Source organism: Kitasatospora sp. NPDC091257, from assembly GCF_044757675.1.
Lineage (GTDB): Bacteria > Actinomycetota > Actinomycetes > Streptomycetales > Streptomycetaceae > Kitasatospora > Kitasatospora lactacystinica.
The window spans coordinates 1-10260 of sequence record NZ_JBIVVI010000178.1; the positions used below are offsets into that span (position 1 = coordinate 1).

13 protein-coding genes and 1 riboswitch are annotated in these 10260 nt (G+C 72.1%); of the genes, 2 read left to right on the forward strand and 11 right to left on the reverse strand.

What is annotated here, in order from left to right; all coding sequences use genetic code 11:
* Positions 1-294: 294 nt before the first annotated feature.
* On the reverse strand, positions 295-546 hold the full coding sequence (locus ACIQOV_RS11310; RefSeq protein WP_014138019.1) for a WhiB family transcriptional regulator: 252 nt from the start codon (positions 544-546) through the stop codon (positions 295-297).
* Positions 547-915: 369 nt separating this feature from the next.
* Positions 916-1887: a diacylglycerol/lipid kinase family protein gene (locus ACIQOV_RS11315; RefSeq protein ID WP_401047454.1), complete on the reverse strand. Its 972-nt coding sequence runs from the start codon at positions 1885-1887 to the stop codon at positions 916-918.
* Between the two features lie 50 nt (positions 1888-1937).
* On the opposite strand from ACIQOV_RS11315, the gene ACIQOV_RS11320 reads away from it, so the two are divergent.
* The gene (locus ACIQOV_RS11320; RefSeq protein WP_401047456.1) at positions 1938-2366 is read left to right on the forward strand and encodes a hypothetical protein; all 429 of its coding nucleotides are present in this window, start codon (positions 1938-1940) and stop codon (positions 2364-2366) included.
* Positions 2367-2438: 72 nt separating this feature from the next.
* On the opposite strand, the gene ACIQOV_RS11325 is transcribed toward ACIQOV_RS11320, so the two are convergent.
* From ACIQOV_RS11325 to sodN, 8 genes are all read right to left on the reverse strand, one after another.
* The gene (locus ACIQOV_RS11325) at positions 2439-3452 is read right to left on the reverse strand and encodes a SigB/SigF/SigG family RNA polymerase sigma factor (protein WP_401047459.1); all 1014 of its coding nucleotides are present in this window, start codon (positions 3450-3452) and stop codon (positions 2439-2441) included.
* 180 nt (positions 3453-3632) lie between these two features.
* Complete coding sequence (locus ACIQOV_RS11330) at positions 3633-4043, reverse strand: anti-sigma regulatory factor (protein WP_359904520.1); 411 nt, start codon at positions 4041-4043, stop codon at positions 3633-3635.
* Between the two features lie 188 nt (positions 4044-4231).
* A complete protein-coding gene (locus ACIQOV_RS11335; protein WP_380548207.1) occupies positions 4232-4708 on the reverse strand; it encodes a GNAT family N-acetyltransferase in 477 nt (158 codons plus the stop codon).
* Positions 4709-4718: 10 nt separating this feature from the next.
* A complete protein-coding gene (locus tag ACIQOV_RS11340) occupies positions 4719-5102 on the reverse strand; it encodes a nuclear transport factor 2 family protein (protein ID WP_380548204.1) in 384 nt (127 codons plus the stop codon).
* A gap of 87 nt (positions 5103-5189) precedes the next feature.
* Positions 5190-6182, reverse strand: coding sequence for an ABC transporter substrate-binding protein (locus ACIQOV_RS11345; protein ID WP_401047463.1), 993 nt, complete (start codon positions 6180-6182; stop codon positions 5190-5192).
* Between the two features lie 28 nt (positions 6183-6210).
* Positions 6211-6960, reverse strand: coding sequence for an ABC transporter ATP-binding protein (locus tag ACIQOV_RS11350; protein WP_401047471.1), 750 nt, complete (start codon positions 6958-6960; stop codon positions 6211-6213).
* A gap of 86 nt (positions 6961-7046) precedes the next feature.
* Positions 7047-8111, reverse strand: a complete 1065-nt coding sequence (locus ACIQOV_RS11355; protein WP_401047466.1) for a FecCD family ABC transporter permease — start codon at positions 8109-8111, stop codon at positions 7047-7049.
* A gap of 107 nt (positions 8112-8218) precedes the next feature.
* Positions 8219-8369, reverse strand: a riboswitch (cobalamin riboswitch).
* 88 nt (positions 8370-8457) lie between these two features.
* Positions 8458-8853 carry a superoxide dismutase, Ni gene (gene sodN / locus ACIQOV_RS11360; protein WP_045699892.1) on the reverse strand — a complete coding sequence of 132 codons (396 nt, stop codon included), beginning with the start codon at positions 8851-8853 and terminating at the stop codon, positions 8458-8460.
* Between the two features lie 273 nt (positions 8854-9126).
* Here sodN and sodX point away from each other — a divergent pair, with 273 nt between their 5' ends.
* Positions 9127-9489, forward strand: a complete 363-nt coding sequence (gene sodX, locus ACIQOV_RS11365; RefSeq protein WP_387695226.1) for a nickel-type superoxide dismutase maturation protease — start codon at positions 9127-9129, stop codon at positions 9487-9489.
* Here the strand turns inward: sodX and ACIQOV_RS11370 are convergent.
* Positions 9486-10073 (reverse strand): CGNR zinc finger domain-containing protein, encoded by a 588-nt coding sequence (locus tag ACIQOV_RS11370; protein ID WP_401047469.1) that lies wholly within the window; start codon positions 10071-10073, stop codon positions 9486-9488. The genes sodX and ACIQOV_RS11370 overlap by 4 nt on opposite strands.
* Positions 10074-10260: the final 187 nt, after the last annotated feature.

Sequence of the window (10260 nt, forward strand, 5' to 3'; positions counted from 1 at the left end):
GCGGCGCTTCATCGCGCGACGCTCGTCCTCGCTCATGCCGCCCCAGACGCCGGAACGGGGGCTCTGGGTGGTGCGACACCTCGCCGGTGCGTTGCACACGGTGAGCGCCACAGCTCCACGATATTGCTCTCAGTGAACAGTATCAAGTGTCTGGGCGGGTCCGGTGTCGCGGGACCCGGCAGGGCAAGGTCCTTTGTGCGGAAGGCTTCACCAGGAGGTGCAGGGAAGCCTTTGATCATGTGTCGATCGGTACTGCGGTCACTGCTGGTGCTACGGCGTGTGATCGCTGGGCGATCAGGCGGTGCGGGCCCGGTTGCGGGCGGCGCGGCGCTTCATCGCGCGACGCTCGTCCTCGCTCATGCCGCCCCAGACGCCGGCGTCCTGGCCGGTCTCAAGCGCCCACTGGAGGCACTGCTCCATCACCGGACAGCGGCGGCACACGGCCTTGGCTTCCTCGATCTGCAGCAGAGCAGGACCGGTGTTCCCGATCGGGAAGAACAGCTCCGGGTCCTCTTCGCGGCAGACAGCGCGGTGGCGCCAGTCCATGGTCGTCCAACTCCTCCTGCCGCGGGGGGTGGCCCGATCGGCACAATCGAATGGCTTGTGAATGTGAACGCTTTCACGAATCCCGCAACAGCAAAAGAGACCAAAGGCCCGTCGGGCCCGGGTGGTCTGTGCTGGGGGGGATTCGGCGATTCGAGGGACACCCCGCGGTCGGCGCTCCTGTGGTTCCGGAGTTGCCGTCGCTGCGATGTGTCCCGATCGCCATGTAGAGGTTCGCAAACCTCGGGCTCGGATACAACCCCCTTCGGGGAGGAATTTTGGATTCTTCGGTGTCGCCTAGCTCACAGCCAGTACTTCTATGGAGTGAAGGGGGCTTGTGCGTTCGAGAAGAAGGAGGAACCCCCCTTCCAGTCACACAATCACACGCAGTGCCCGCCGTACGCCTGTGAAACTGACGCGACTCCTGTCTCCAAGATGGTCCCCGTCGACCTGGAACGGCGCCGGTTCCTCCGAAACCAAGGTGAAGTGTCTGACGTCGTGATAGGAGACGACGTGCTTCCCGGAAGGGCCCATCGGAGGGGCGCCGTCACCCGAAGGCGCGTACGACCGCAGGATCTGACGGACCGTTCGAGCCGTGCCGAACGTCGTCATCCGGGTGATGCCGAAGACGTCCAGATCCGTGTCGAAGGAGGCGAGCGGTGAGGGGTAGACCGGCCGGTTGCCGAGGAAGGTCCAGGGCGAGGTGTTGCTGACTATCGACAGCACCAGGCCCGGAACCCGCTCGCGGCCCGGCATTTCCAGGGAGATCGGGCCGGAGCGGCGCTGCTCACGCTGGGTGAAGTAGTGCCGCAGGGCCTGGCCGACGTACAGGGCGTGGGTGGACTTGCGCCCGGCCCGGCGCTGCTCCTCGACCCGGCCGACCACGCCGGCGTCGAAGCCGAGGCCGGCGGTGAAGGTGAACCAGCGGTCCGGCAGACCGTCGGTCATCGCCTTGCCCAGCCCGATCGGCCGCTCCCGGCCGTGCTCCAGCGCGTCCAGCAGGGCGCCGGTCGCCTCGACCGGGTCGTTGGGCAGGCCCAGCGCGCGGGCGAACACATTGGTCGAACCGCCCGGCACCACGGCCAGTCGCGGGACCTTCTCGCCCGGGCCGTGCGCCAGCAGCCCGTTCACCACCTCGTTGACGGTGCCGTCCCCGCCCAGCGCCACCACCAGGTCGACCGTGCCGTCCTCCGCCGCCCCGCGGGCCAGGTCGCGCGCGTGGCCCCGGTACTGGGTCTCGGCGACCTCCAGCTTGAGATCGCTGCGCAGGGCGTGGATCAGGACGTCCCTGGTCCGGCCACTGGTGGTGGTGGCCTTGTGGTTCACGACCAGGAGAGCGCGCATGGGGAAAGCCTACGGGTCGGTACGGACCGACCGGCGGCTACCCTGCTGGAGTGACCGCAGAAACCTCCGCACCCGCACCCACGGCCGGCGCCGGCCGACCGGCCTCCCTGACCCTGGGCGCCGCCATCACGGCCCTGGAGGGCATCGCGCTGGCCGTCGTCGGCGTCCTGGACATGGTGGCCGCAGTGTCCGGCCAGGCCAAGCAGCTGGCCCTCAACGAGTTCGGCGGAGCGGTCATCGTGCTGCTCGGCGTGCTGCCGGTGCTGGCCGCCCTCGCACTGCTCAAGGAGCGCCGCTGGGGCCGCAGCCCGGCGGTGCTGACCAACTCGATCTGCCTGCCGGTCGCCTACTACATGTTCGAGAGCGGCGGCACGGCGATCGCGTTCGGCGTGCTGATCGGCGTGCTCGGCCTGGTGGGCATCGGCTGCCTGCTGAACCCGAAGTCGACGGCGGCCCTGTACGCCCCGTCCGAGGACTAGGGGCGTACAGGGCCGGGGTCGCAGGGCAGGGGATCGGACGGCCGCCGAGCCGGAGCTGAGCGGCCGTCAGTCCTACTCCTCCACCAGGAGCTTCTCCCGCAGCTGGGCCAAGGTCCGGGCGAGCAGCCGGGACACGTGCATCTGGGAGATCCCCACCTCGGCGGCGATCTGCGACTGGGTCATGTTCCGGAAGAACCGCAGCACCAGGATCTTCTGCTCCCGGGGCGGCAGTTGGGCCAGCAGCGGCTTGAGCGACTCGCGGTACTCGACGCCCTCCAGCGCCTCGTCGGTCGCGCCCAGGGTGTCCGCGACGGCCGGCGACTCGTCGTCGCTGTCCGGCACGTCCAGCGAGAGCGTGGAGTACGCGTTGGCGGACTCCAGGCCCTCCAGGACATCCTCCTCCGAGATCCCCAGGTGCTCGGCCAGCTCGTGCACCGTGGGGGAGCGGCCGTGCCGCTGGGAGAGCTCGCTGGTCGCCGTGGTGAGCGACAGCCGCAGCTCCTGGAGGCGGCGCGGGACCCGCACCGCCCAGCCCTTGTCGCGGAAGTGCCGCTTGATCTCCCCGACGATGGTCGGCGTCGCGTAGGTGGAGAACTCGACCCCGCGCTCGTGGTCGAAGCGGTCCACGGACTTGATCAGGCCGATGGTGGCGACCTGGGTCAGGTCGTCCAGCGGCTCGCCCCGGTTGCGGAAGCGCCGGGCCAGGTGCTCGACCAGCGGGATGTGCATCCGCACCAGCTGGTTGCGCAACTCGACCCGCTCCGGGGAGCCCTCGGGCAGTACGGACAGCCGGACGAACAGCGCGCGGGCGGCCTCCCGGTCCGGGGCGCCGGTGCGGTGCGAGCCCTGGGCGGGCACGGCGCTGTGCGGCTCGGCCTCGACCGCCGGGTCCGTCTCGCCCGCCGGGTCCGGCGGGGGCACGGAGGCAGGCGTCGGCTCGGACGTCGGCTCGGTGGGGTGGCTCATCCGCTGGGCGTCCTTCGGGTGCGCTTCGTCGTTGGCGGCGAGGCCGGGAACGCTCGCCTGGGTCGGTACGGCGGGTCCCGCCGTCGCGAGGCCGGTACGGTCCAGATCACTCACGGCCATTCCCCCGTTCCGTTCCGGGAGCACCGGGGCCGGTGGCCCCGGAATCGTCTCGTTGGTCGTACCGCGTGGGTGGCGGTACCGGGAGCCGTCCGTCGGAACCCCGGTCGGGGGAGCGGCGGACGGCCCTTGCGCGGGTGGTGCTCGGTGCTGCTCGGTCGTGCGGTTCGGTCCGGCGCCCGGCTAGTGGGCGGGGGACCCGCCGCGCTTCTTGTTCAGGCTGATCGACACGGTCTTGTCCGCGCCGACCGAGGAGTCGACCTCGCCGGCCAGGGCGGAGAGCACCGTCCAGGCGAAGGTGTCCCGCTCGGGGGCCTTGCCGTCGGTGGTCGGGGCCGAGACGGTGACCTTCAACGAGTCGCCGACCAGCCGGAACTCGCAGGACAGTACGGACCCGGGCACCGCCTGCTGGAGCAGGATGGCGCAGGCCTCGTCGACCGCGATCCGCAGATCCTCGATCTCGTCGAGCGTGAAGTCCAGCCGGGCCGCCAACCCGGCCGTCGCTGTTCGCAGGACGGAGAGGTAGGCCCCCGCTGCGGGCAGCCGGACCTCCACGAAGTCCTGAACACCGAGATCGCCGTCGATCTGGGACACCCTTGCCTCCTGGGTGGCGCGCTGTGCTTTCTTGGTACCCCGCTTGTTACCGCTTGCTACCCCCGAAGGGGGCCCGGCGTCACGCATCCACCATCGCTCTGCCTTCCGCACCCCGGTTCGGGAGTTACTCATGGTAAGGCATTGCGACGCAGGGTGGCAGACCCTTTCGCCGGTCTCCGGACGGCCGTTCAGCGCCGCCCGGCTTCGGCCAGGGCCTCGCCGGTGAGCCGGTAGACCGTCCACTCGTCCATCGGCACCGCGCCGATCGCCTTGTAGAAGTCGATCGAGGGCTGGTTCCAGTCCAGGACCGACCACTCGACCCGGGAGTAGCCGCGCTCGACGGCGATCCGGGCGAGCTCCAGCAGCAGCGCCTTGCCGTGGCCGCCGCCGCGCGCCTGCGGACGTACGTACAGGTCCTCCAGGTAGATCCCGTGGGTGCCGCGCCAGGTCGAGAAGTTGCGGAACCACACCGCGAAGCCGACCGGCTCGCCGGTGGCGTCGTCCTCGGCGATCAGCCCGAACAGGGCCGGGTTCTCGCCGAACAGGGCGTCGTGCAGCTGCTCCTCGGTGGCCTTCGCCTCGTGCAGGGCCTGCTCGTAGTCCGCGAGTTCGCGGATCATGGCGTGGATGACGGGAACGTCGGTGGCGACGGCGGTGCGGATCATGCCTGTGAGCCTACTGCTCGGGACCCGTCTCGTCCCAGGCCTGGACGGAGGTCTGGTCGACGATCCGGCCGTCCCGCAGCACGGCCATCGAGGACATCAGCACCCGGACGCCGTCGGGGTACCGGCAGGACTCCAGGAAGGCGGCGTGGTCGCCCTGGACCACCACCTGTTCCAGCTTGTGGGTCATCTCGCGGCCGTAGACGTCGTCCAGCATGGCGCCGATCTCCTCCCGGCCGTGCATCACCAGGGGGTGGCTGGGCTGGGTCTTGCGATCGACCATGCGCAGTTCGGCGTCCTGCGCGTAGAGCGCCAGGAGGGTCTCGGCGTCGCAGCGCTCGATGCCCTCGCGCAGGGCGCGGGTGTCGAAGGCGCCGGGGGCCGCCATCGTGGTCATGATCTCGCTCCTCCGGTCGGGTTCCGTCGGCTCGTACCTTGAGCGTACGCCCGCGGCCACCGCCCCGGAGGAGCGGACCGGGGGCCGTCAGCGGGCCGGCACGGTGCGCAGGTACTCGGCCAGCGCGCCGACCGCGGCCGGGTTGCGCGGGCTCTCCACCAGGTCGACGTAGTCCATGACGAAGATCCGGTCGTTCCTGACCGCGGAGACGTTGGCCAGCGGCGGGAAGGACTTCAGGAACTTCCGCTTCTCCTCGGCCCCGGGCGTCGCGTAGTCGTTGATCACGATCACCTCCGGGTCGCGCTGCACCACGCCCTCCCAGCCGGCCGTGACCCAGGTGTCGGCGAGGTCGCCCATGATGTTGCTCCCGCCGGCCTTGGCGATGATCTCGTTGGCGGCGGCGAACTTCCCGGCGGTGTACGGCTTGTCCTGCCCGCTGTCGTACAGGAAGACGGACGGGCGGCGCTCGGGCTGCGGGACGGCGGCGATCTGCGCCTTGAAGTCCGCGATCAGCCGGTCGGAGCGGTCCTCGACGTCGAAGATCTCGCCGAGGTTGGCCAGGTCGGTGTAGAGGGCCTCCAGCGGGTCCATCACGCCGCGCTCGGTGCCCTTGCCGCTGCGGCAGGACTCGCTGAGCACGTACGAGTCGACGCCGAGCGCCTTGAAGGCCTGCGGGGTGACGCCGGCGCCCTCGTCGAAGCCGTAGTGCCAGCCGGCGAGGACCAGGTCGGCCCGGGCGTCCAGGGCGATCTCCTTGGTGAGCACCTTCTTGGAGAGCCAGGTGGTCTGCTGGTAGCCGTCCTTCCAGGCCACCTTGTCGATCCGGCCCTTGTCGTCGGGCATCACGTAGCCGGCCATCCGGTCGGCGAGGCCGAGGGAGAGCATCAGCTCGGTGATGTTGACGTCGTTGGTCACCACCCGGGCGGGCTTCCGCGCGAAGGTGAGCTTCTGCCCGCAGTTGTCCACCGTCACCGGGTAGTGGGCGGAGGCGGTGGCGGCCTCCTTCGGGGCGATCTCGGCGCCGCAGGCGGTGAGCCCGAGGACGAGCAGGGCGGCGGTGGCAACGGCCTTGGTGCGCAAGGTGGTTCCTCTGGGCAGGCGGGACGGGTCAGGAGGAGGGGGCGAGCCGGTCGAACAGCAGCTGGAGGGCGCCGGTCTCCGGGTGCCGCACCGGGGTGGCGCGGACGCCGAACACCTCGGCCAGCAGGGCGGGGCGGAGCACCTCGTGGGGCGGGCCGGAGGCGACGATCCGCCCGGCCCGCAGCACGTAGACCAGGTCGCAGTGGCCGGCCGCCAGGTTGAGGTCGTGCAGCGCGGTGAGCACCGTCGGGCCGGCCTCGCGGGCGAGCGCCAGCACCTCCAGTTGGTGGGCGATGTCGAGGTGGTTGGTGGGTTCGTCCAGCACCAGCAGGCGCGGCTCCTGGACCAGCGCGCGGGCGAACAGCACCCGCTGCTTCTCGCCCCCGGACAGGCTCAGGAAGCCGCGCTCGGCGAGGTGCCCGGCCCGGACCTTGCGCAGCGCCCCGGCGCAGCGCTCCGCGTCCCCGTCGGCCGGGGCGCCGAAGCCGCGGCGGTGCGGCAGCCGGCCCATGGCGACCACCTCGGCGACGGTGAAGTCGAACTCGGCGGAGTGCTCCTGGGTCAGCGCGGCCACCCGGCGGGCCGTGTCGCGCGCGCTCAGGGCGTGCAGGTCGTCGCCGGCCAGCCGGACCACGCCGCCGGCCGGCTTCAGCACCCGGTAGACACAGCGCAGCAGGGTCGACTTGCCGCTGCCGTTCGGGCCGACCAGTCCGACCACCTGCCCGGCGGCGGCCGCCAGGGTCACCTCGTGGACCAGCCGGGTGCCGGCCAGCTCCACCGAGACGGCGTCGACGGCGAGGTCCTGGGCCCGCGCCGGGGTGGGCGCGGCCGGGTCGGCCGGGCCGGTCGCCGTGGTCACGTCGGTCACCGGGTTCCTCCGAGGGCCTGGCCGCGGCGGCGCATCATCAGCAGGAAGGCGGGCACGCCGAGCACCGCGGTGAACACCCCGACGGGCAGTTCGGCGGGTGCCAGCAGGGTGCGCGAGGCGATGTCCACCCAGACCAGCAGCAGTGCCCCGGCGAGCGGCGCGATCACCAGCACCCGGCGGTGCCCGGCGCCGACCAGCATCCGTGCCAGGTGCGGCACCAGCAGCCCGACGAAGCCGATCGCCCCGCTGACCGCGACCACGGTGCCGGTGACGGCGGCGGTCACCACGAACAGCTCGCGGCGCAGCCGGTCCGGGTCCACGCCGAGCGAGGCGGAGGTCTCGTCGCCCATGGCGAGCGCGTCCAGCCGCCCGGCGGCGCAGGCCAGGTACGCGAGGCCGGCCACCACCGTGACGGCGGCGATCGGCACCTTGCCCCAGGTGGCGCCGCCGAGGCTGCCGAGCAGCCACATCATGGCGTCCCGGGCGGCCTCGCCGCGGTCGGCGGCGAAGACCATCAGGGTGGTGGCGGCGGAGAAGCCGTAGGACAGCGCGGTGCCGGTGAGCACCAGGCGCAGCGGGGTGAGTCCGTACGCGGTGCGGGCGGCGAGGTAGACGAGCGTCATGGCGGCCAGCGCGGAGCCGAAGGCGGAGGCGGAGATCGCCCACACCCCGAGCGAGGCGAAGGCGCCGAAGAGCAGGACGGCGTTGGCGCCGACGGCCGCGCCGGAGGAGATGCCGAGCACGAAGGGGTCGGCCAGCGCGTTGCGTACCAGGGCCTGGACGGCGACCCCGCAGGCGGCGAGGCCGGCGCCGACGACGGCGGCCAGCACGGTGCGCGGCAGCCGGATCTCCCAGACGATCGCGTACGCGGCCGCCTCGCCCGCGTCCAGCCGTCCGCCCGTCAGCCCGGCGCCCAGCAGCCGCAGCACCCGGGGCAGGCCGAGTCCGGAGGAGCCGAGGGCGACCCCGCAGAGCAGCGACAGCAGCAGGGCGGCGACGAGGCCGGCGGCGAGCGGGACGACGGGTATTCGACGGGTGGGCGGGCCGACTGCACGGTCCACGACTGCACGGTCCACGGGTGCGCCTTGCCTCGGGCCGCGGGTGCGCCGGGGCGGGCGCCGGCCGAAGGCGTGCCGGGGCGCCGTTCCCCTCGCAGTCCGCGGCGAGTTGTCGGGAGTTCAGCGGCCGGGGGCGATCGGGCTGGCGCGGGCCGTACGGGTTGGTACGGGCCGTGCTCACCGTTGCGGGTCAGCGCCGGATTCACACCGGACTTCCCCCTCGGACGCCCTGGCAGCATAACAGCCACTCAGGGCAGGCAACCCTTACCGGCCCTGGGCGGGCCGGGAACGCGCGACCGCCCCCGTCCGGCGGTGCGGACGGGGGCGGTCGGGTGGCGACGCGTCAGGCTCAGGCCTGCTTGGTCTCCCAGAAGATCTTGTCGACCTCGGCGATCAGGTCCAGCAGGGCCTGGCCGGTGGCCGGGTCGGTGGACGCCTTGGCGGCCGAGGCGGCCTTCAGGGTGTCGTTGATCAGCTGGTGCAGCTGCGGGTACTTCTCGAAGTGCGGGGCCTTGAAGTAGTCGCTCCACAGCACCGAGATGTGGTGCTTGACGGCCTCGGCGCGCTGCTCCTTGATGATGATGGCGCGGGCGCGGAAGTGCGGGTCCTCGTTGGCCTGGTACTTCTCCTGGGTGGCCTTGACCGACTCGGCCTCCAGCTTGGCCTGCGCCGGGTCGTACACGCCGCAGGGCAGGTCGCAGTGGGCGTGGGCGGTGGCGCGAGGTGCAAACAGACGAGAGAACATGGGAGTCCTTCCTTAGATCGTCTTCCCGCGCCCGAGATTACCCTTCCGGCCTCGCCGTTTCGCGATCGGGCGGCGGGCCTAGGGCAAAAGACGGACCAGGAACCGGGGTAATCCGGACATCGGACCGGTGACGGTCCGTACGGCAGACTGGGGGCGGGCGGAGCAGGAGGAGGAGTCGTGGCGCGGAGCACGCGACCGCAGGGCGCCGGGGCCGGGGGGCCGGACCGGGGCGGCGCGCTGCCGTTCGGACTGGTCGACGTGGCGGGGCCGTCGATGGTCCCGACCCTGCGCGAGGGCGACCAGCTGCTGGTCCGCTACGGCGCGCCGATCCGGCCGGGCGCGGTGGTGGTCTTCCGGCACCCCTTCCAGCAGGACCTGCTGGTGGTGAAGCGGGTCGCCGAGCGCCGGGCCACGGGCTGGTGGCTGCTCTCCGACAACCGCCCGGTGGACAGCGACAGCCGCAGCTACGGCGCCGTGCCGGACGAGCTGGTGCTCGGCCGGGTGCTGCTGCGGCTGCGCCCGAGCCCGGTCTGGCTGGCGCCGGGGCGCCGGCTGGAGCGGCTGCTGCTCACCCCGCGGCTGGCCCGGGTGCCGGGCCTCGCCCGCCGGCTCGGCGCCTGGGTGGAGGACGTCTAGGATCCGCCCCGGGCCGCCGCCTCCGCCTCCTGGCGCTTGCGGGCCCGGTAGGCGGCCACGTTGGCGCGGGTCGCGCAGCGGTCCGAGCAGTAGCGGCGGGAGCGGTTGGTCGAGGTGTCCAGGTAGGCGTTGCGGCAGGGCGCGGCCTGGCAGATGCCGAGCCGGTCGGCGCCCAGCTCGGTCAGGTGGACGGCCAGGCCCATGCAGGCGACCGCGGTGAAGTGCGCGGTGGCGGTGGGGGAGTTGTCGGCCAGGTGCAGGTGCCAGCGCGGTCGTCCGGCGTCGTCCAGGTAGTCGTGCCCGGAGACCAGCGGGCTGACCGGGTACTCCATCAGCAGGCTGTTCAGCAGGTCGACGCCGCGGATCTCGTCCCCCTCCGCGGCGGCCTCGAAGACCCCGCGCAGCCGGGTCCGCACCGCCCGCAGCCGGGGCAGGTCGGACTCGTCGGCGAGCGCGGCGGCCCGCGCGGAGTCGGAGAACAGGCCGCGCACGGCCTCCACGGAGGTCAGCGTGTCGGTGCCGCGCTCGGGCTCCTCGGTGTTCACCAGCCGAACGGCGAGATTGGCGTAGGCGGCGAGCTCCACAGGGGTCCTTCCAGGTTCGGTAACGGGCTGACTGCCTCCAGCCTATTACCTGGGCGGAGCTCCGGCCTCTTTTCCCCGGCGGGAGGGCGTCGGGGGGGCGCGCCGGGGGGGGGGGGGGGCCGCGCCCCGGCGGCGCCACCGCACACCAGCTGGACAAAGAAAAACAAAAAAAAACAAAAAAAAAAAA